At 49.6% G+C, this 21,584-nt stretch carries 15 protein-coding genes; 6 read left to right on the forward strand and 9 right to left on the reverse strand.

The features are described from left to right. The first annotated feature begins 128 nt into the window (after positions 1–128). The 4 genes from ACRJJO_RS19505 to yacG are packed head-to-tail and all read left to right on the forward strand — an operon-like array spanning position 129 to position 2,621. On the forward strand, positions 129–1,031 hold the full coding sequence (locus ACRJJO_RS19505; RefSeq protein WP_431067282.1) for a prepilin peptidase: 903 nt from the start codon (positions 129–131) through the stop codon (positions 1,029–1,031). Between the two features lie 4 nt (positions 1,032–1,035). Further along, entirely contained in the window at positions 1,036–1,641 is a 606-nt protein-coding gene (gene coaE, locus ACRJJO_RS19510; RefSeq protein WP_431067269.1) for a dephospho-CoA kinase, read from the forward strand. Positions 1,642–1,644: 3 nt separating this feature from the next. Beyond that, positions 1,645–2,415: a cell division protein ZapD gene (zapD, locus tag ACRJJO_RS19515; RefSeq protein WP_014147183.1), complete on the forward strand. Its 771-nt coding sequence runs from the start codon at positions 1,645–1,647 to the stop codon at positions 2,413–2,415. Continuing rightward, positions 2,415–2,621 carry a DNA gyrase inhibitor YacG gene (yacG, locus tag ACRJJO_RS19520; protein ID WP_431067270.1) on the forward strand — a complete coding sequence of 69 codons (207 nt, stop codon included), beginning with the start codon at positions 2,415–2,417 and terminating at the stop codon, positions 2,619–2,621. Before zapD ends, yacG begins: the two co-directional genes overlap by 1 nt. Before the next feature lie 560 nt (positions 2,622–3,181). Here yacG and ACRJJO_RS19525 read toward each other — a convergent pair. From ACRJJO_RS19525 to ACRJJO_RS19565, 9 genes are all read right to left on the reverse strand, one after another. Beyond that, positions 3,182–3,604: a hypothetical protein gene (locus tag ACRJJO_RS19525; RefSeq protein ID WP_431067271.1), complete on the reverse strand. Its 423-nt coding sequence runs from the start codon at positions 3,602–3,604 to the stop codon at positions 3,182–3,184. Next, complete coding sequence (locus tag ACRJJO_RS19530; RefSeq protein ID WP_431067272.1) at positions 3,604–5,358, reverse strand: Hsp70 family protein; 1,755 nt, start codon at positions 5,356–5,358, stop codon at positions 3,604–3,606. Before ACRJJO_RS19530 ends, ACRJJO_RS19525 begins: the two co-directional genes overlap by 1 nt. Positions 5,359–5,375: 17 nt before the next feature. Further along, a complete protein-coding gene (locus ACRJJO_RS19535; RefSeq protein WP_431067273.1) occupies positions 5,376–6,026 on the reverse strand; it encodes a nucleotide exchange factor GrpE in 651 nt (216 codons plus the stop codon). After that, a complete protein-coding gene (locus ACRJJO_RS19540; RefSeq protein WP_431067274.1) occupies positions 6,023–6,361 on the reverse strand; it encodes a J domain-containing protein in 339 nt (112 codons plus the stop codon). The genes ACRJJO_RS19535 and ACRJJO_RS19540 overlap by 4 nt, the downstream gene beginning before the upstream one ends. A gap of 5 nt (positions 6,362–6,366) precedes the next feature. Then, on the reverse strand, positions 6,367–8,883 hold the full coding sequence (locus tag ACRJJO_RS19545) for a hypothetical protein (protein WP_431067275.1): 2,517 nt from the start codon (positions 8,881–8,883) through the stop codon (positions 6,367–6,369). A 199-nt stretch (positions 8,884–9,082) separates the two neighbouring features. After that, the gene (locus ACRJJO_RS19550) at positions 9,083–9,778 is read right to left on the reverse strand and encodes a mobilization protein (protein ID WP_431067276.1); all 696 of its coding nucleotides are present in this window, start codon (positions 9,776–9,778) and stop codon (positions 9,083–9,085) included. A gap of 44 nt (positions 9,779–9,822) precedes the next feature. Beyond that, complete coding sequence (locus ACRJJO_RS19555; RefSeq protein WP_431067277.1) at positions 9,823–10,746, reverse strand: transglutaminase family protein; 924 nt, start codon at positions 10,744–10,746, stop codon at positions 9,823–9,825. Continuing rightward, positions 10,743–13,307 carry a circularly permuted type 2 ATP-grasp protein gene (locus ACRJJO_RS19560; RefSeq protein ID WP_431067278.1) on the reverse strand — a complete coding sequence of 855 codons (2,565 nt, stop codon included), beginning with the start codon at positions 13,305–13,307 and terminating at the stop codon, positions 10,743–10,745. The genes ACRJJO_RS19555 and ACRJJO_RS19560 overlap by 4 nt, the downstream gene beginning before the upstream one ends. Positions 13,308–13,719: 412 nt before the next feature. Then, entirely contained in the window at positions 13,720–17,103 is a 3,384-nt protein-coding gene (locus ACRJJO_RS19565) for a DUF2126 domain-containing protein (RefSeq protein WP_431067279.1), read from the reverse strand. Between the two features lie 888 nt (positions 17,104–17,991). On the opposite strand from ACRJJO_RS19565, the gene ACRJJO_RS19570 reads away from it, so the two are divergent. Further along, positions 17,992–20,622 carry a PAS domain S-box protein gene (locus ACRJJO_RS19570; protein ID WP_431067280.1) on the forward strand — a complete coding sequence of 877 codons (2,631 nt, stop codon included), beginning with the start codon at positions 17,992–17,994 and terminating at the stop codon, positions 20,620–20,622. Continuing rightward, the gene (locus ACRJJO_RS19575; protein ID WP_431067281.1) at positions 20,615–21,271 is read left to right on the forward strand and encodes a response regulator; all 657 of its coding nucleotides are present in this window, start codon (positions 20,615–20,617) and stop codon (positions 21,269–21,271) included. The genes ACRJJO_RS19570 and ACRJJO_RS19575 overlap by 8 nt, the downstream gene beginning before the upstream one ends. Positions 21,272–21,584 lie beyond the last annotated feature (313 nt).

Consider the following 21,584-nt stretch of genomic DNA (forward strand, 5'->3'; position numbering starts at 1 on the left):
TTACCGCTTACCGCTTACCGCTTACCGCTTACCGCTTACCGCTTACCGCTTACCGCTTACCGCTTACCGCTTACCGCTTACCGCTTACCGCTTACCGCGTTAATTTCAACAACCAACAAAAAATACTCATGCAAGGACTAGAAATATTCGCCGATTCGCCGGCTGCACTAATGGCTTTAACCGGTGTTATCGGTCTCATGGTCGGTAGTTTCCTTAACGTCGTTATTTACCGTTTGCCGATTATGATGCAAAAAAGTTGGCGCCGCGAGTGCATCGATTATCTACAGTCCACTGGGGATGTGCAGTGCGCGGAGCACGGTATAGGAAGTGTAGAGGCCGACTCGAAATTTAATCTAATCTTTCCATTGTCGCGTTGTCCGCACTGCGAAACTCCGATAAAGCCTTATCAAAATATTCCCGTACTCAGTTTCTTGTTGTTGAAAGGCCGTTGCGCTCAATGCAATGCGCCGATATCGAAACGTTATCCCGTTATCGAGGGATTAACCGGTTTTTTTTCGGTTTTAATCGCCTGGCATTTCGGTTATTCGGTAGAGGCGCTATTCGCTCTCATACTCACTTGGTCCTTGATTGCGCTGAGTGCGATCGATATTGACCATCAACTTTTGCCGGATTCGATTACGTTACCTTTACTTTGGTTGGGTTTGTTCTTAAGTCTTTTCGATATCTTCATCGATACTCATTCTTCGATTATCGGTGCTATAGCCGGTTATTTATCGCTTTGGACGGTTTATCATGGTTTCAAGCTGTTGACCGGCAAAGAGGGCATGGGATACGGCGACTTTAAGCTGTTGGCAATGTTTGGGGCATGGTTGGGTTGGCAATATATCCTGCCGATCATTTTGCTGTCATCCTTGGTCGGTGCCGTTACCGGCATCGCGATGGTTATTTTGGTAAAGCGCGACAAGAATATTCCAATTCCATTCGGCCCTTATTTGGCAGCGGCCGGGTGGATCGCTTTACTGTGGGGCGATAAAATCAATCAGGCTTATCTCAATTTTGCCGGATTATAAAGCCATGTTGAAAATCGGCCTGACCGGCGGTATCGGTTCCGGTAAAACCACCATCGCGGATTTATTCTCCAAGCTGAACGTTCCGGTAATCGATGCCGACGATATTGCCCGCGAAGTCGTCGAACCAGGTAGTCAGGCTTTGGAACAAATTCGTCACGCGTTCGGCGAACGGGTGATTGCTGCCGACGGCAACCTCGATAGAAGCGCAATGCGTGAATTGGTTTTTGCCGATACCGAACAAAAACGTAAACTGGAAGCGATTGTGCATCCGATGGTACGGCAAAGTATATTGAAGCGAGTGGCATCGCTTGACGCATCTTACTGCATCATTTGCATTCCCTTGTTGGTTGAAAGCGGTATGGTCAATTTAGTCGACAGAGTTTTGGTAGTCGACTGTCCTGTTGAAACCCAAATCGAGCGCGTAACAAAGAGAGATTGTCTCGACGAAAAAATTGTTCGAGCGATTATTGATTCTCAAGCCACACGCGAACAGCGAAAAGCTCTGGCCAACGATCTTATCGACAATGCCACGTCCGATTCCATGCTTGCAGAACAAGTTAAAAAACTGCACAATTTGTATCTTTACTTAAGCATACGGCAGGATTTTTAATCAGTGAATTCCCCTATAGTCTACGAATTTCCACTCAATGAGCGAATCCGAATTTTAATACGGCTCGAGTTGCTTTTTAAACAACTGGGACATTTTTTAGAAGGGAGCACCATGGCTGATAGGCGGGCGGCAATCAATACCTTGCTCGATATTCTGACGATTTTTAGTCGTAACGATCTCAAGTCGGAAATTCTTAAAGAACTTGAACGTCATATCAAGGTGTTGAATCAACTGGCCGGTAGCGAGGGAGTCAATGCCGAAAAAGTCAATGAAATCCTCGACGAACTTAACCAAACCAGTCATAACCTCTACGCCGCTAGCGGAAAGATCGGTTTGAAAGTGATGGGAAACGATTTGTTTCAAAGTATCTCGCAGCGAAGCTCGATACCGGGCGGAACTTGCTCGTTCGATTTACCTGCTTTTCATTATTGGCTGGAACAAGATGAGACTGTTCAGCAACAAGCCTTAGAGCAATGGACTAAGCCGTTTAAGGATATTCGTAAAGCGATCGATATGATTCTAGGGTTTATTAGGCAAAGTAGTACGCCGACCGAAGAAGAAGCGGAAGCAGGGTTTTATCAGTCCTCGCTTGATAAAAGCCTTCCGCTGCAATTGCTCAGAATCAGTGTTGACCGAAGCATCCCTTGTTTTGCCGAAATTAGCGGCGGCAAGCACCGTTTCACGATACGCTTCATGCGTCCTGCGCCCGACGGTTCCAGGCCCACTCAAAGCCAGGACAACGTTCCTTTTATGTTGACCTGCTGTCAATTTTAATGAACGGTAATGAAAAAACGTTGGTAGTTAAATGTCCGCAGTGCGGGGGCTCCGTTCCATGGACTGCGCAGCAGCTATTTAAGCCATTTTGCAGCGAACGCTGCAAAATGATCGATTTGGGCGAATGGGCGGCCGAGGAGAAAAGAATTCCCGGAGATCCCGCGATTGACGACGAGTTCTACCCGGACGATACGATATTTCATTAGCCAAGAAAAAGCATTTTGCCCCGGAAAATGAAAGTTTAACCGCGTAGCCCGGATGGAGCGCATGCGCAATCCGGGACGTTCGAGGTCACGCAATCCCCGTATTCCGCTTACGCTGCATACGGGCTACGAACTTTCACAGTAACGTTCATGATGACCTGTCCATCGCCCCGGCAAATGAAAATTCTCTGGTGGCGGAGGGGGCGATAACTCGCCCGACAGGACGCCGTGAACCCAGCACCTAAATCCAGCACCTAAATTCCATAGGTCTTTGGCAAGGATTCAAAATCATGGCTTATTTAGGTGCTGGATGAATTATGCTCGATAGTTACCATAACCAATGGGCTATGGAATTTAGGTGCTGGGTGAATACGTCCGTGTAGGTTCGACGGCGGCTATCAGATTGCCAGGGATGGCATGAATGCAGATTTTGCATGGAGCAAGAATCTGCCCTGCCGCCGACACCTGTCAGTCGAGTAACCGCACTCTCTCCAGAACCGGCATTTGCTCTGTCGAGCGCCGTATATCGAAAAATTAGATAAAGAGTCTAAATCTACGAACTTTCACAGTAAATGCCAACGACTAAAAGGTTCGGAATGGTTTGTCGAGCGGGCAGACAAATGATCGATAAATTCCTGGAAGCGGCTTAGCGCTTCATTATTACCCTGTAAGACATGCAAGTTCGAGACTGTTCGGCGCACGCTCGGCCAATCTTGCCGTGCTAGAGAGTCATAGAGCGCGCTGTATTGGTGGCGAATCAGAAATTCCCGAAAAATTCGGGCTTCAGGCGTTTGTCGATAGCTTAAAGAGCGATTGACGGCATGTGCTGCGATTGTCGCGTGGCCTGCCTCAAGCGTTTGTAGCGATAAGGCCAGCCATTGCTTGGCTAGTTGTTCGCAGCGCAGGACGCGGCTCAAGTCGGCCCCGCAACGCGGGCAAAGGAGCGCGTCGCTTAGTCGCGCATTACAGCAAGGGCAGCGTTTCATTACGATTCGAGATAATAAATGATGTCGTTCAATTGTTCGACAGGCTCTTGTAAGGCGCCTTCATCGCCGGCTTCGATACAGTCTGTGATAGTTTCGATCAAATTGACCATGTCTTCCTTGTCTTCATCGGAGACCGTGTCGAATAAGGCTTCGGCTTTTTTGATTAGCTGACGAGCCTCGGCGACGGCTTTGCTTTGTGAAACCGCATCGCTTGTTTCAATCTCGTCCGAGCTAGAATCCATTTGTCCGAATAGGCTATCGATGCGCCGTTTCGCGCCGGCTAGTTCTTCGGTCTCGAAGCGTGAAATCGCATTGTTGATCGTGATCGACTTTTCGAGGCCGGTTGCTTTTTCCTTGGCAGAAACATGCAGCATCCCGTTTAAATCCAGGGCTAATGTCAGCGTGATGATATTGCCGGCCGGTACGTCCTGGAGATCTTCGACGGTAAATTCGCCGATTTCGATGTTGTTCAGCGCATCCGGGTCTTCGCCTTGATAAATTTTAACGTTGACCGATTCTTGTCCGTCTTGAAAGGTCATGAATGCCTCTGATTTTCGCGTCGGCAATACGCTGTTCTTATGGATGATCGGTACAAATTGGTAGGGATAGGGTTCGCCGTCCAAAAAACCGAGTGCGCTGGTGCCGTAGGTATAAGGCGTGACGTCGACCAAGACCGTATCGATGGCTTGGCCGGCTATCATCGCGGCTTGCGTGGCCGCCCCCATGGCCACGCATAAATCCGGGTCGACTTCGCTGTGCGGCTCGAAGCCGAATTCTTCGAATAAGCGCTCGCGAATGCATGGTGTTCGTGTCGAGCCGCCGACCAAGATAATTTCGTCGATGTCGGAAACCGTCAATTTCGCGCCTTTGAGTGCGATATGCAGGGCATCCATCGTCGCGTTGATGTAATCTTCGATCATGTCTTCATAATCGCCGCGCGACAATTCCAGGGTCAGATGGATAGGTGAGCCTTCGTGTTCGAGCAGGTATTCCTCTTCGATCTGCGCAAAAGGTTCGTCGGACAATACCAGCTTGGCGTTTTCGGCCGCGCGCGTGATGCGCGCCAACGCCTTACTATGCTCGGAAATATTAATGCCGTGCTGTTCCTTGATATGGTCTTGAATATGATTGACGATTTGTTGGTCGAAGTCGTCGCCGCCGAGATGGTTGTCGCCATGGCTCGATAAGACTTCGACGACGCCGGCTTGGACATTGACGACAGAAACGTCGAAGGTGCCGCCGCCCAAATCATATACCAACATGCGTTTGGCTTCGTCTCGGCCGGCACCGTAAACCAGCGCGGCAGCGGTCGGTTCATTGATCATCCGCACCACTTCCAGACCTGCGATTTCGCCGGCTTCGCGCGTCGCTTGGCGTTGCGCGTCCGAAAAATAAGCCGGAACGGTAATAACGGCTTTGCTTATCGATTGGCCGACATGCTTCTCGGCTATCGCTTTTAGGCGCTTCAAGATGATTGCCGAAATTTCTTGCGGAGTGTAATCAAGGCCGGCCATGATGATGTGGGTATCCTGTCCCATCAAACGCTTGATCGATTTGACGGTGCGTTCCGGGTAAATCAAGTATTGGTTGCGGGCGGTTTCGCCGACGAGTATTTCGCCGTTGTCATCAATACCGACTACGGACGGTAATATTTTTTTGCCGTCGTCGGTAATGATATGCACCTTGCCGTTTTCGACAATGGCGACTTCGGAGTTAGTCGTTCCGAGGTCGATTCCGATAATGATTTCATTCATAGTGTTTTTGTCTAATGTTAGAGTTTATTGACTTTGACTTCGGCTGGTCTCAGTATTTGGTCTTCAAATAGAAAACCCTTGCGGAGTTCTTCGAGCACGATACCGTTTTCCAGTTTCGGGTCATGGCCGACTTCGAGCGTCTTCATCGTATGGGCATCGAAAGGCTTACCGACGCAGTCGATCGAAAAAACATTTCGTCGCTGCAACAACTGTTCGAAGCGTTTTAGCGTGATTTCCTGGCCCTTGGCGAAACCGTTGATAAAACGTACGTCTTGTTTTTTCGAATGATTGAACAAGGCATCGACCGGGCGGTAATTTTGCAGTACTCGAAAGCCTTCGCTGAGTCGGTCGTAAATATCGATAATGTCGAGCAGCAGCGTGCGCTGAGACTCTCTTACTTGTTGCTTAAGGCGCTCGGCCGACGCTGCCAGCTCGTCCGCTAATACTTGATTATCGGTTTTAAGAGCGGACACGGCATCGGTCAGTGTGTCGAGCGTTGCCTTGAATTGCCGGGACTCGGCTTTGACTTCGCTTTTCAAGCCGGCTATATCGGTAAATAAAACCGTCAAATCCGGTTGATTGACCGCCGCCAAATGCGCAAAATCGGTTTGTTCCAAATAATGCTGTAAGGTATCAAGCAATTCAGTTGGAGGTGTTTCGGTGTTCATGATGACTTGTTTTTAATGTCGCCCATAACGGCTTTGTCGATTGAGACGGCATTCAGTAATCTGAAGAAGTCGTCAGGATGCATGGGCTGGATTTCGGATTCTTGTTTGAAAGCGTGATCCAGCAAGGCATTGAAGCCGGTTTCCGGGAAATGAAATAATTCGAAATTAATGCGGCTGTCGCTGTCTTTGATCGTTTCATAGGCGTGTTGAATTTGCTGAAAGCGTTCTTGATCGCGATCGGGCGGGTTTTCCTTGACCAAGTTTAAATAAGCTTGCTTGATCTCGGTATCGTTGGCATGTTCGGAAACGCAGAGAATTTGATAGGGTGTCGTCATGTCGGTTAGTAGGGGTCAAACGGGAAAGAAAACGGTTCGTCGTCAAGGAAAAATTCGATGATTTCATCGAAACTTAGGTCGATATCGATACGCAAGGATTGAGCGGCTTCCAGCATCATGATCGCCACTAGAAAGCTCTGATCCATGAGTAATTCGACGAGTTTGTTCGGGTCGATTCTTCCGGCGTATTTCGTCATCACATCCATCATGAGCTGTTCCGACGATGATTTATTCATCATTTCTTCAAACTTTTTGCCGATTTTGATCATATTCCGCTTCGGCACATGATCGAACAAATCCTCGATAATTTCGGGGTCGAATCCGCTTTCGTCTTCGTCAAAACGGTCTTCGTAAAAGTCGTCTTCACTGTCGAAGCCGAATGGATTATGAAAGCCGATGGAGCGTTCAATAAAGCGTCTAATCTTGAATTCGGTCTTACTGTCTTTTTGTTCATGAGCAATTTCGATCGCGTTTTGCAATCTTAGTGTCCAGGTAATATCGAGGCGGCTCGGATCGCCCTGGCATTCCGCAACGACTCGGTAATACGACCAGATCGGTTTTTCCCAGACGCCATCGGCCGATTTCGCGCATTGTTTTAATAAATCGAAATGTTCGATCTCTTCGAGCGTTTGGCACCAAGCTAGGAGCGCCTGTTCGCCGTAATTGAGCAATTTCATCGATTTTTTGAGCGGCGCTTTGATTTTATCGAGCGCTTTGAACAATACGTCGAGCTTTTCGAGTTGTTCGCCGTAGCGCTCGACCGATTCTGTCAAGTGCAGTAGTTCCGGTTCGGATAGTTCGTAAGCTTTGACGGCCGGCAATTGTTTTGCGATGGGGGCGTAGGGGGCATCCATCAAGTCCGACTCGATATAGCCTTGGAAGTGGGCGGTTGCAGACCCCAGATTCATTGATTGTAGAATATCGGCTATGGATTTGAGACCGCGGTCCTTATCTTCGGCTGCCCAAATATAAAATCCGCGAATTAAGTCCGCTTGCCTCAGTAGAGTCTTATCGATCGATAATTGTTCGGCGGCTTGGAGCTCTTTGTCGACTAGATGGAATTTTTGGGTTTTAATCAATTTGCGGGCATGCGCTAAGTGACTTGAAAACAACAAGTCTTTGGCCAACGTATTGACCGGGTCGATTTTCAACAAGTCTTGTGCGTATTTGGCGGCCTTCTTGAAGGCTTTTTTGCGCATGGCGGACTTGGCGGCGCAAACCAGCATCTCGATGTCTTTCGGAAGGTGTTCCAGTCCTTTTGCCAGCCATATCGCATGCTCTTCCGGATTCGGGTCTTCCTGTTCGAAATAATCCAATATTTTTAAATAGCTGTCTCGGTCGTTCGGGTCGTATTGCAAGCTATCCATGAGAAATTCGACAGCCAGGCTGGGCGGAAGCTTTTGAGCCAAATGTCTGTATATCAAGGCGATTTTTTTATGGTTTTCCGGTCCTTGGGTTTTTAATGCGTCAATGTAACGCAACCAGTGACCTTCGGCTTCATCGTGGTCATTGTTTTCTTCGTGGATTAAGGCCTGAATACGCTCGCTTTCGATCGAATCTTTCGCGGCGAAGTTTTTTAGATAGTCTTTACGTCCGGAGGGGTAGCGTGCCAGCATGGCTTGGCAAAAGCGGCTCGCCGCTTCGTTTCCGACCAGTTCGCGGTAGCGGATGGTTAAATTGAATTGCGCTTTGTCGGTCAGATTGTTGCGTTGCTTGTTTATAGCGTCGAGCAATTCAAGCTGCTTATTCGATAGACCTTTGGCCTTGGCGATCAGCCGGCGTGGGCTATCTTCGAGTTGCAGTGAAGCCTCAACGAAGGCCGATCCTTGAAGCATATACGCGGTCAAAGCATTCGCCGCCGGACGATAGGGCGAGTTATCCGGAATTTTCGACAATAAGGTGCGCGCTTGATCCATCGACGCCGGAAGGGATAGTTGCGCTTTCAGTAAGGACCGAAGGTCACGGAAGGCGGAACGGAAAGGTAGCTTTTTCAGTAATTCGTCAATATGTTCGAGCCGGTTGCTCCGGTAAGCCTCGAGAGCGTCGCGAACCGTTTGCCAATGTAGCATTACAGCCGAGTCATGCGGTATATGCGCTTCAATATCGGGATATTCGCAAACCAATAAAAACCCCAACCAGACTGCAAGATCGGGATGGTTTTTATCCAGTTGTTCGGCATCGATTCGATCGATTCTTGCGAAAGCTTTCTCTGTGTTTTTAACCGACAACAGCCATAAAATATAAGCTTCTAAAGCGGCTAGGGGCGGCTCTGCCCATTCCGAATAATTTTCCCACAATACGGCGGCTTCCTTCGGCATTCCTTTTTCCGCCATATTCAATGCTCTTTGCAAATAACACTCGGCTAGCTTTCGGCGCCAATCCGGATTATCGGAGTGTTTTAGCAATTGTTTATAGATTTCGGCGGCGTTTTTATATCGCCCTGCCGAAAAGTGCGAGGAGGCGTTTTTTTCTAGACTAGCGCCGGGTGGTGCGGAAGGGACTTTTTGCGGAGCTTTCTTCATGGAGTGGTTTGGCCGAAATGATAATGATCTGGGTTATGAAAATGCATTTTGGATTCTACAATATTGCTTGTCCATGAATCGATTAGTTTAATCGAACTCTAAACGCATTTTTTATAATTAACGGTTCATTATCATCCGGCCATGGTCAATATTCAACTTGTATAAGGCGAATAATTCATGGGTGTCCGCTTTTGCGTATTCAAATACCAATCGATTTCAATTCGGTATAAGCCTGTTTTAGCCAAGTTTTGACGCGTTGCCTTTCCAGTAAGCCCAATGCATTAGGATTGTCGACGGTCTTGTTTTGAGCCGCCCAAAAACTCGAGCTGTTTGCATCGACTTTGGTCATGACCGGTGTATGCAGGCGTTTTAAGGTGATCAATTTGGCATTTAATCCCAATGCTCGTTCTTTGATGCCCGATTGTTCCAAAATAGTAAAATCACCATCCCGAAGTTGATTCAGAACCAAGACATAATTCAATTTCGCATCGTATTGATCCAGAAGTTTTCCTAGCAGGTCGACGCAATCCTTTCCGGAATCCATGACATTCCAATATTGAATGGTAACGCCTAGTTCTTCGGCCAATTCGAGCACTCCGGATTCCTCTAACCATTTAGACAAGGGATAGTGCGTTTGCGCAGCAAGATCGACGAGTATTTGCTGCTCCGGGTTTTCCGCCGCGGTTTCTATGATTTTATCGAGGCTTTCATAGTTGTCTACGATAGTGGGCGACGCATAGTCGGCATAAAAACGCAGCAAAGAACCGTGTGAGCGATCGGTATCGAAACCGATGAACGGGATTTCATGGTCGATCATATACTGCGCCAGTAATCGGGCAACGACGGATTTACCGACTCCGCCTTTTTCTCCGCCAATCAGATGTATGGTACTCATTGGTTTTCCTTTAAGTAAAATGAAGTGAAATAGTCCGCACGTTTTTAACTTTCTAGCCTCAGCACGTCGACCGAAACCGACAGGCTGTGTTTGCCGCCGCCGAATGCAATGCCCTTCAGCGGAGTGACATCGGCATAGTCGCGTCCCCACGCCAACGTGATATGTTGATCTGCGGGGAGTTTGTTATTAGTGGGGTCCAATTCCAGCCAGCCGCTGCCCGGCACGAATACGGCAAACCAAGCATGCGATGCGTCGGCGCCGACCAATCTTTCGGTACCCGGTGCCGGCAAAGTTTCGATGTAGCCGCTGATATAGCGGGCCGCTAAGCCGAGCGATCTCAAACAGCCTATCGCCAGATGCGCAAAATCTTGGCAGACGCCGCGTCGATGCTGCATGACATCGGCCAACGGCGTAGCAATTGTCGTGAAGGACGGGTCGTAAGTAAAATCTTGATAAATGCGCTTCATTAAGTCGGTCACCGCATCGATAAGCGGAGCTCCGGGCGCGAATGAAGGACGGGCATAATCGCCTAATTCGATTCCGGATGTCACCATGGGTGAGTCGAGCGTGTATTGCCTTGCCTCGAGTAGCGCTTCATAAGAACCGTGCCCCGTTGTTAATTGACTCTGTGCTTGCTGAGCCGGATTGGCGGACAATTTGTCCCTGGCGTCTTCCCAGCTTATAGGGTTATCTTGAAAGACTTGATTGGATTCCGCCAGCACTTCAACCTCGCTTACGGCAGTGACAGTTAATTGAGAGTGAGGTTTTTGAATCGCGAAGTAAGCGATTCGATTACCGAAAAAGTCGAGCCGTTCCTGAAAGTCAGAGGGTTCCGGGTTGATATCGAAGCGGCTGGCCGAACATTGCTGCCTCGGAAAATCGCGAGGCTGTAATCGGGCTTCATTCTGACAAAGCCCGACCTCATGAGCATAATGGTAATTCGTGATGTGGGTGATGCGATATTTCACAACTCATCCTCCAGTTGTGTCGGATTCAATTGATGCGGCCCTTCGGCATGACTGAAATAGGCTTTAGCGATCATTTCCGAGGTGCGCCACATTAATTTCGAGGTGTCCGCCAGCACTTCGTCGAGAGCCGAATAGATAACGCTGTCTTCCCGAGTTTTGGTTAACGCGGTGATGTCGATTAGGCGTATTTTGGTAAACGCCTCGAGCACCAGCTTTTCCTCGGCACTAATGCGAACCTTGCCGCGCTCCCGAGGCAAGGCTTTGACATAGTCGTAAAGTTGATTAAGCTGATAGACCAGCGAACGAGGATGCGTTTGATCGAGCACCAGTAGTTCTAAAACCATCGGTAATTGTACGAACGACCGGTACCGTCTTTGATAGATGCTCAAGCTGTCGGTTGTCATTAATACCGCTTCCAATAATTGATATTGGGTGCTTTCTTCTTGTTTGATCACGACCGTCGCGCGCAGCAATGCAATCAATGACAAACAACGCTCCAGACGGCGTCCGCCGTCCAGCATCAACCAACCGGCTTCGCGTGTCATACTTTCGCTGGTTAAGCCGGTAAATGCGACGATCGCTGAAATCAAATCGTCTAACTTACTTTGTAGAGCACCGATCTCCAAAGGTGGACTGAATGTTCCTGCGCGCCAGCAACGCCGAATATCGTCGATACTTCGCCAAGTATCTTGCGACCACAAATCGCGAATGCTAAAGGCGGATTGCGTAAAGGCATGAATGCTTGAAGGAATCGTGCCGTGACGTTCGGCATCTTTGATCAATTCCGTTAGTTCGGGTAAAGGATTCGTCAATAATGACGGGTCGCCGTTTACAAACCCCGGGTAGGTCACCGTGACATGGGTTAACGCGCGTAATAAGGTTTTGAGACAGTCGGCATCGCTGTATTCGGTGTAATCCTGGGCTTCACGCCATTTTTGCAGCACGGTTCGGAGCAACCTCGCGGCGGATTCGATGCGTTCCAGATTACGGCCGACCCAATACAGATTATCTGCGGCTCGGCTTGGCAAGGGCTCGTTGATCGCCTCGACGATATAATCTCGGCGCGGTTGTAGCCAAATGCTGACTTGTTGATCGGGCTGGTCCGCCAGCACCCAGGTATCTTTACTGATGCCGCCGGCCTGGTTCGAGACGACCAAATTATCTTTGAGTGGGGAAACCCGCGTCAAGCCGCCGGGCATTGCTTGATAACCATCTTCACCGGCGACGACGAAATTACGCAGAATCGCATTGCGTGGCGCGATTTGCCCGTCCACGAAAGCCGGTACCGTTGAAAAGCCGACCTGTTCCTGACCGACATACAGATAGGGTTTCGCCAGAATCGCGGCGCGTAATTGACTTTTTTCCTGCGAGCTCAAGTTGGCGCCGAATACTGCGTGAATACCGGAGGCTCGGTCGATTTGTTTAATCACCAAGCGGCCGAGATTTTCCAGTACGAAATTACATTCCCGGCGTTGTCCGCACCACCAGGTGGCCACCGACGGCAATAGTAATTCCTGGCCTAATAAATGGCGCGACAGTCTGGGTAAAAAAGCCAGTAAAGCATTGTTTTCCAAAACGCTGCTACCCAAGGGATTAGCGATCGCGACATTGCCGCGCCTGACCGCTTCCAAAAGCCCGGCGACACCTAAGCGAGAAATGGACTTTAATTCCAAGGGATCGCAAAATGAATCGTCGACACGCCGTAAAATGACGTCCACTTGTTGCAGTCCTTGCACCGATTTCAGCCAAACCTTCCCGTCCCGAACGGTCAAATCGTCGCCTTGAACCAGCGTGTAACCGAGCTGTGATGATAAATAGGCATGCTCGAAATAGGTTTCGTTGAAAGGACCCGGCGTCAACACGACGATTCTGGAATCGGCCCTGGACGTCGGCGAGCGGTTTGCCAATCCGGTTCGAAGTACGCGGAAAAAGCCGGCAAGACGATGGACTTGCGATTCGCCGAACAAATCGGGCAGTACGCGAGTCATCACCGACCGGTTTTCTAATGCGTAGCCGGCTCCCGAAGGCGCCTGAGTGCGATCGTCCAGTACCCACATGCGCCCATCAGGACCGCGTGCAAGGTTGGCGGAATACAAGAATAATTGTCGCTCGGTATCGGGCAAAGTACCGACGCAGGGTCTTAGGAAACCTTCATGACCGTAAACTAGTTCAACCGGTAACAAACCTTTTTTCAGTAGGCTTTGCTCGCCGTAAATGTCTTTCAATATTAGGTTGAACAATTCGGCGCGTTGTATCAAGCCGGCCTCGATCACGGCCCATTCTTCACTGCTGATCAACAGCGGAATCGGGTCGAGCTTCCATGGTCGGCTCAGGCTTTGCGCGTCGGCATAAACGTTATAAGTTACGCCGTTTTCACGCAATAAACGTTGTGCTTCGCGGCGGCGGTGCTCCAATTCGTCACGACCGATTTGCTCGATCGATTTCATGAAATGTTCCCAATAAGGCAGTACCTTGCCTTTATTGGCATACATTTCATCGTAGCCGGTCAGTTGCGTGGCGTAGTGCTGAGCACCGATTTCTTTTGCGAGAACGCTATTCATAGGCTAATTCGATCGAGTCGGGTCACAAAGGCTCCGTTAGGGTATCCTGGAAAAAATTATTTCACCATATCGTTCATGAAGGTCTAACCATCGTCTCGGCAAATGAAAGTTCTCTGGTGGGGAGGGTGCGGTCACTCGCCCGACAGGACGCCGTGAATACGTCCATGTAGGCTCGACGGCGGCTCCCTGCCGCCGACGCCTGTCGATCGAGCAACCGCCCCCTCTTCGGAACCGGCATTGTGTTGAATATCGAAAAACTAGATTAAGATTTCAAATCCGCGAACTTTCACAGTAAGATCATGAAGCGACATGAAAAATTACACTGTTGATCTTATAGTCTTTTTCTTCATTGTCTTCATGAGCTTCATGGTGAATATTGCTTTGTTCTTGAACGCATCCAACACTCGCCATCCTAATATCGCCGCCTCAAATCGAGCGTGTACGGATATTCTTTATTAGGCTCCTCGGGCGGCGGGGCCATAGGCCTTGGCGGGTTCTTATGCGGTATGAAACTAACCCCGCTATCGGACGGCAAAATGACCGGTGGTCTTTCGATCTCGCCCGGCGTATGGCCGTAATTCCAAAAACGGGTAATCCTTCTGGCCTCGGCCTCATAAGCATTGACCGGAAAGGTCTCGTAACTGCGGCCGCCCGGGTGGGCGACATAATAAGTACAGCCGCCGACCGCGCGCCCGTTCCAAGTGTCGATGATATCGAATACCAAGGGTGTATGCGGGCCGATGGTCGGATGCAACGCCGAGGGCGGTTGCCATGCCCGGTAGCGGATTCCGGCAACGAATTCATCCTTGCGTCCGGTATTTCTGAGTGGCACATGTCGTCCGTTACAGGCCAACACATAACGCGAATCGGTCAATCCGGTCACCTTTACTTGCAATCGTTCGACCGAAGAATCGACGAAGCGTGCCGTGCCGGTATTGCTGACTTCCTCGCCTAGAACATGCCAGGGTTCAATCGCAAAACGCAATTCCAGATCGACGCCATCGACGATTGTGTTGCCGTAATGTGGAAAACGGAATTCGAAGAAGGGGTCGAACCAGTCTAATTGAAACGGGTAGCCGGCGCGTTGCAAATCGTCGACGACTTGGCGCATGTCTTCTCTGACATAATGCGGCAATAAAAAACGGTCGTGAAGTTCGGTGCCCCAGCGAACCAATTTATGCCGGTAAGGCTCGCGCCAAAACCAAGCGACCAGAGAGCGCAGCAATAAAGCTTGAACCAGCGCCATGCGCTCATGCGGCGGCATTTCGAAGGCGCGCAGTTCCAATATGCCGAGACGTCCGGAAGCGCTGTCCGGCGAATACAGTTTATCGATACAAAACTCGCTTCGGTGTGTGTTGCCGGTAATATCGGTCAGCAAATGCCGCAGCAAGCGATCGATCAACCATGGCGAAGGCGCTTCGCCTTCGGGGATTTGTTGAAACGCGATCTCCAGTTCATAAAGTTTTTCATCACGGCCTTCGTCGACACGCGGCGCTTGGCTGGTCGGACCGATGAACATACCGGAGAATAGATACGACAGCCCTGGATGATGCTGCCAATATGTGATCAGGCTGCGCAATATGTCGGGACGGCGCAGCAAAGGACTGTCGGCCGGCGTTTCGCCGCCGATCGTGATGTGATTGCCGCCGCCGGTGCCGGTATGGCGGCCGTCCAGCATGAATTTTTCGGTGCCTAAGCGGACTTGGCGCGCCTGATCGTACAGAATATGCGTATTGTCGGCCAATTGCTTCCAGCTTCGGGATGGATGGATATTGACTTCGATGACGCCGGGGTCGGGCGTGACCATCAAGCGTTCGATGCGGTAATCGCGCGGGGGCTCATAGCCCTCGAGTACGACAGGAATCGACAATTGGTCGGCGGTCGCTTCGATTGCCGCGATCAATTCCAGGTAATGCTCGAGCATCGTCAAAGGCGGCAGAAATACATGGACCCGTCCTTCGCGAGCTTCGACACAAATCGCGGTATGCGGCACTTCTATGAGATCGATGTCCTTGTCGTCGGCAGGCGGGCTTTGTTCGTGAATTTCCGGATGGATAGCGCCGATTTGTTCAAAATGGCTATAGCGCTGTGCGACTTCGCCGTAATAATCGCCCAATTCCGGGAGCGTCTCAAACAAACTGCGCTCATGGGTAATTTCGCGTTTTTCCGGCGCGATCCACGGCAAGCTATCGAGAGGCATGCGCAGACCCATTGGCGAATTACCCGGAATCAAAAACAACTGACCGCGTTTGAATGGCCATGGACCGCTTTGCCAGGATTGTTTGCTCCAACTCCATTTAACCGGTAGCGCGAAGCCGGCCGGTTGATTCAAGCCGGTATCCAATAATTTAGCCAACGTTTTGCGTTCGGCCGGATCTTTTAAGCGATACTGCAACGGGTCGATATTAACCGGCAGCATCTCTTCTTGCCAAAGGTGATAAAAAACGTCTTCGTAGGCCGCGGAAATGTGTTTGCGCGTCAAACCCAAACGGCCGGTCAGGTGTTCGATGAATTGCCTGGCCTGCTCGGGCCCATGTCCGTAATCGATTTTGATATCGGCCAGTAATTCGGGGTTGCGCCAAATCGGCGTGCCGTCCTTGCGCCAAAAGATGCCGTATTGCCAACGCGGCAAAGGCTCGCCCGGATACCATTTGCCTTGGCCGTAATGCAACATCGCGCCCGGCGCGAACACGTCGCGCAAACGCTTGGTCAAGGCTTGGGCGCGCTCGCGTTTATGCGGGCCGTCCGCGCGGGTATTCCATTCCGCGCCTTCCATGTCGTCGATCGACACGAAGGTCGGCTCGCCGCCCATCGTCAAGCGCACGTCGTCTTGCTGCAATTGCGCGTCGACTTGTTGGCCGAGCGCATCGATAAAAGACCATTGTTCGTCGGTATAAGGCTTCGTGACACGCGGGTCTTCGTGTAGGCGCGTGACCGTATTGCTGAATTCGAATTCGACTTCGCACTTGTCGGTCGCGCCGGTGACCGGCGCCGCGCTGACTGGGTCGGGCGTGCAAGCTAGCGGAATATGTCCTTCGCCGGCCAATAAGCCGGAGGTCGGGTCGAGGCCGATCCAACCCGCGCCGGGAATATATACCTCGGCCCAGGCATGCAGATCGGTAAAATCGTGCTCGGGACCTGACGGGCCGTCGAGCGATTTCATGTCGGCGGTCAATTGCACCAGATAGCCGGAGACGAAGCGCGCGGCGAGTCCTAGATGCCTTAGAATCTGCACCAATAGCCAACCCGAATCGCGGCACGAACCGTTGCGTTTTTCGAGCGTTTGTTCGGGCGTTTGAATGCCGGGTTCCATGCGAATGTTATAGCTGACATCCTTGAAGACCTGGCGATTTAAATCGACCAAAAAATCGTTTATGTTACGCGGTGTCAAATCAAAATCGGCCACCCATTGTTTTAATAAAGGGCCGTCTTCGGTCACTTCCAAAAAAGGTGTTAGTTCCCGGGCTAATTGTTTGTCGTATTGAAAAGGAAATTTTTGCGCATATTCCTCGACAAAAAAATCGAATGGGTTGATTACCGTCATGTCGGCAATCACTTCCACTTCGACTTTGAGAGACCGCGTTTTTTTCGGAAACACGACCCTGGCCAAAATATTTCCGAACGGGTCCTGCTGCCAATTTATGAAATGATCTTCGGGTTCGATACGCAACGAATAACCCTTGATGGGCGTTCTCGAATGTACCGCCGGTCTCAGGCGAAACACATGGGGCGACAACGAGACGGCGCGGTCGAAGAGGTAGGTAGTTTTGTGACTGATGGCCACGCGAATTGTCATGATATTTATCCTATTAAAGCCTATTCGATTGAGTCGATTTCCGGGTAAAGCGAAAAACGAAACGAGCAGCGGTGAATACTTTTCGGGCGTATGATGTAAGGAACGGGTAATGCGCTGAAAGGTTTGCCCTGTTTTGGTGCCTTCGCACAAAGATGGGGCGAGTTAATGGCTTTCGGATTAGCGCGATATCATAATGCTTTTGATATCCCCGTTTATTTTCGATCATTTTGGCAAGCGATAAATCATCGTACAACTGCTGTATCAACAGAGATGCAATTTCCACGCCTGAACCGGTATAAATTGATTCGGTGTGCAATTTCTAAAATAGTTGAAGTGAATACTACACCAATCACGAAACGTAAAGACTGTAGGGTACGCTGTGCGTACCACAGTAGCCCCGCCCGTAGTTCAACGTGCCCTCATGTGCCGCCCTTGTGCCGACATTAGGTACGCGCAGCGTACCCTACAATTTACTTTGGATTTATAAGTGCTTCCTGGAGTGGTGGGTATTTTCAACTATTACCGAATACATAGTGTAGGGTGCGCATCGCGCACCTGGGTCGGGACCTCTCGTCGGTTTCGGCACCTTATTGCTCACCCAATAGGTGATTCAAGAAATTTATGTAAGTGAGTGATTACTTTTGTGTATTTCCTGATTTTCGTGGACTGACTACCGAATTTAGGATAAACAATGAAACTAGCGGAGTAACTATTCAGCGCATGCGGTAGGTTGGTGTCAGGCATTGATTTCTAAGGACGCGTGAATACATCCCTGTAAGCTCTGACTGCAACGTCCTGTTGCAGACAGCCTTATAAATCAATCCCTGACACCTTCTCATACATGACTTATGCTGAATAATTACTTAGCGGATAACTTTCTTAGCGCTTATGAAAATTCTCATTATTGACGAAGACCCGACCGAATTTCTATTGACACAGCATATGTTGTCGGCAAAATTTCCGGAGGCTGATTTCATTGGAGTCAGTGATCGCCTGAAATATCAAGAAATTATGAATCAATCGAATCAACCGGATTTCGATCTAGTGGTTACCGAATATAAGCTCGGTTGGACAGACGGATTGCAGTTATTTTCCGAAATCAATCGACGATTTCCTTGTGTTCCTGTTTACATGCTAACCGCTTTCGGGAACGAAAACGTCGCGGCCGATGCCATTAAAAAAGGCATGACAGACTACATTGTAAAAAGTAACCGCGCCTCGCTTGCCGATGCAATTGCAGAATATATACGGAGAATCGCCGACAAAAAAGGATGTCAAACATCGGAATCGGACATTTTATACTGCGAAAAATGGGATCTTGCCATTTCGAGGTTGACTTCCGATTATGCCTATTCGATGCGGATTTTGCCCGGCGGCAAACCAGTCTTCGAATGGGTGACCGAACCGTTTAAAAAATTCCTGAGCGAATACGGTCCGACTGCAAACGCATCGAAAACCCGTCAGCGCAATTACGAGTTGACCATCCATCCTGAAGATAACGCAATCGTCCAAAGCCGCAACGAGAAGCTGTTGGCCGGCGACGAAATTACCTCGGAATATCGAGTGATCACAAAACAAGGCGATATCCGATATTTCAGCGATCACGCATTGCCGATCCGGGATTGGCGCATTGGCCAGGTGGTGCGAATTTATGGCGCGATACAGGACATTACATGGCGGCGCAACGCCGAAGATAAAATGCGCTTGATGCAACGTGCGATCGATTGCAGCAATAACGGCATTGTCATTACCGGTTTGGCCGATACCGACCATGCCATCATTTATGCCAATGATGCATTTTTGAAAATGACAGGATACTCTCTTAATGAGTTGATGGGGAAAAATTGCCGGACTTTGCAACGAAACGAGCGAGACCAACCCGAGCTTGAGAATTTACGAAAAGCTTTGAATGCCGGCGTCGATGGCTATGCGATTTTGCGCAACTATCGAAAAGACGGCAGTTTGTTTTGGAACGAAGTCTATATCTCGCCGATCCGCGATAACCGAGGCAAAATCACCCACTATATCGGCGTGCAGAACGACGTGACGCAACGCTGCGAAATGCAAGCTTCGCTCACGAAAAGTGAAGCTAAGCTGCGCGCGATATTCGAAAATGTTTTTGATGCGGTGTTGATTATCGATGAACAAGGCGTGATTGAAAATGCCAATCCGCCTGCCGAGAAGTTGTTTGGTTATCCCGCCTCGATAATGGCGGGTTTGGCAATCCACGACATGCTGGTCGACGAAAAAAATAACAGGGCTGATATTCAGCTCGATTATTTGCTCAGCGATGCAAAAACCTCCTCTGTCCGCAGAAAAGAAATATATGCTCGCAAGCGGAACGGCGCGATTTTTCCGATATCTCTCGGTATCAGCGAGTTCACTGTCGATCGGCGTTTTTTTATCGCGGCGATTCATGATTTGACCGATAACAAGCGCGCCGAAAAAGCGCTTCGAACCAGCGAAGAACGATACCGGACTTTATTCGAAAACTCCGTTGAAGCCATCTTCGTCAATCGCGGGGGAGACCGCATCGAACAAGTCAACCAGGCCTGTCTTAAACTCTGGAAAGCCGACCGGCCCGAAGAATTATTGGATAAGCATCCGCTGAAGCTATTTCATCCGGATTATCATGAATTGATAAGGGCGCGCATTCATCATTCCATGGTCAATAAGGCGATCAATCCGTTTATTGAAGAAAAAATCGTCCAGCTCGACGGTACGTTTGCCGATGTCCTGGTGTCGACCGTACCTTTCACCGATGAAAAAGGTCCGATGATTTTTGTTGTCGTAATGGATATTACCGAACGAAAAAGAGCGGAAGCCGAATTGCAAGCGAATAAAAAGCAGTATCAGGACTTGTCGAATCATTTGGAATTGATTAGGGAAGAGGAAAGAGCCCGTATCGCCCGCGAGATTCATGACGAACTGGGCAGTTTTCTGACGGTACTAAAAATGGATCTCAGTTGGCTTGATAAAAGGCTATGTCCCGACAACGGCAAATACCGGGAAAAAATCGGAGTCATGAACCGGCAAATCGAAGAGGCGATTCAGGCCGTAAAAAAAATCATAACCGACCTTCGCCCGAGTATTCTGGATCATCTTGGGTTGTTGCCCGCGATCGAATGGTTGGCCGAGAATTTTCAGCAGCGATCGGGTATCGATTGTCTGTTGGCAATGCCGAAAGCGGATTTACGATTGGACCCGGACCACAGTACAGCGGTTTTCCGTATTGCCCAGGAAGCGTTGACCAATATTATCCAGCACGCCGAAGCCAGTCGGGTTTCAATTATTGTCGAGGCAGACGATCAAAATCTGTTGATGACGATAAGCGATAACGGGCGGGGCGATGCATTACAACAAAGTCTTTTAAACGACGGCTTCGGTGTTCGAGGCATGCAGGAGCGGGCGCGATATTTCGCGGGCGAGTTGACCATTCAAAGCGATCCCGGGCAGGGGACTCTCATTAAATTAATGTTGCCTATCAAGCCAACAAAATCGGAAAATAGTCATGATTAAAGTAATAATTGCCGACGATCACGCGATCGTCAGGGAGGGATTGAAACAAATCCTTTCCGATTTTTCCGATATGGAAGTATCCGGCGAGGCCGCGACGGGCGATGAGGCGTTGAAGATAATCAGAACCAACGGCTGGGATGTTTTGTTGCTGGATATCGCGATGCCGGGCAAGAACGTTCTAGAATTAATCAAATTGGTCAAATTAGATACGCCGAACAAGCCCATTTTGGTATTGAGCATGTACCCGGAAGATCAATACGCGATAAGAGTATTGCGTGCCGGGGCCGACGGTTATTTATGCAAGGAAAGTGTGCCGGAACAATTGGTCGAGGCGATTCGAAAATTAGCGCAAGGCGGAAAGTTTGTCAGCGCAAGCTTAGCGGAACAGCTTGTCAGGAATTTGCACGAGACCGAATCGAAACCGTTGCATTCCTTACTGACCGATCGCGAATATCAAGTCTTTCTTGCCATAGCTAGAGGCGAACGCCTCACCGAAATCGCCAAGGCGATGTCGCTCAGTATCAAGACCGTCAGTACCTATCGAACCCGGTTGCTCGGCAAAATGAAGATGTCTTCCAATGCTGAAATTATCCGTTATGCGATTGAAAATCGCTTGTTGAACGAAGGTAAAGGACAGGGCAAAAAATGACTTTTCCAAAGGGTTCTTATGCCTTGGATCGTCATTATTCATAAAATACTCTGCAGGGCGGGTTATTTAACCCGTCCCAAACGTTTTGTTTTGGTCTAAACATTTCGGCTTGTCTAGGCCACGGTCGAAAAGCTTCCGCTACTGCTCACGCCTCTTACCTCCATCCATGTAGGTAATGTTTTGGACGGAGTTGCAAGCCGCGCTCTGCCAAGTATCTACGATTTCACGCTCTTTCCCAAGCTCCAGCTTGGGGAAGATACCCCGGAAGCTCCCCCTTCGACATGCTCAGGGCAAGAGCTTCCTGAGACCGACA

The sequence above is a fragment of the Methylotuvimicrobium sp. genome, from assembly GCF_050611805.1.
Taxonomy (GTDB): domain Bacteria; phylum Pseudomonadota; class Gammaproteobacteria; order Methylococcales; family Methylomonadaceae; genus Methylotuvimicrobium.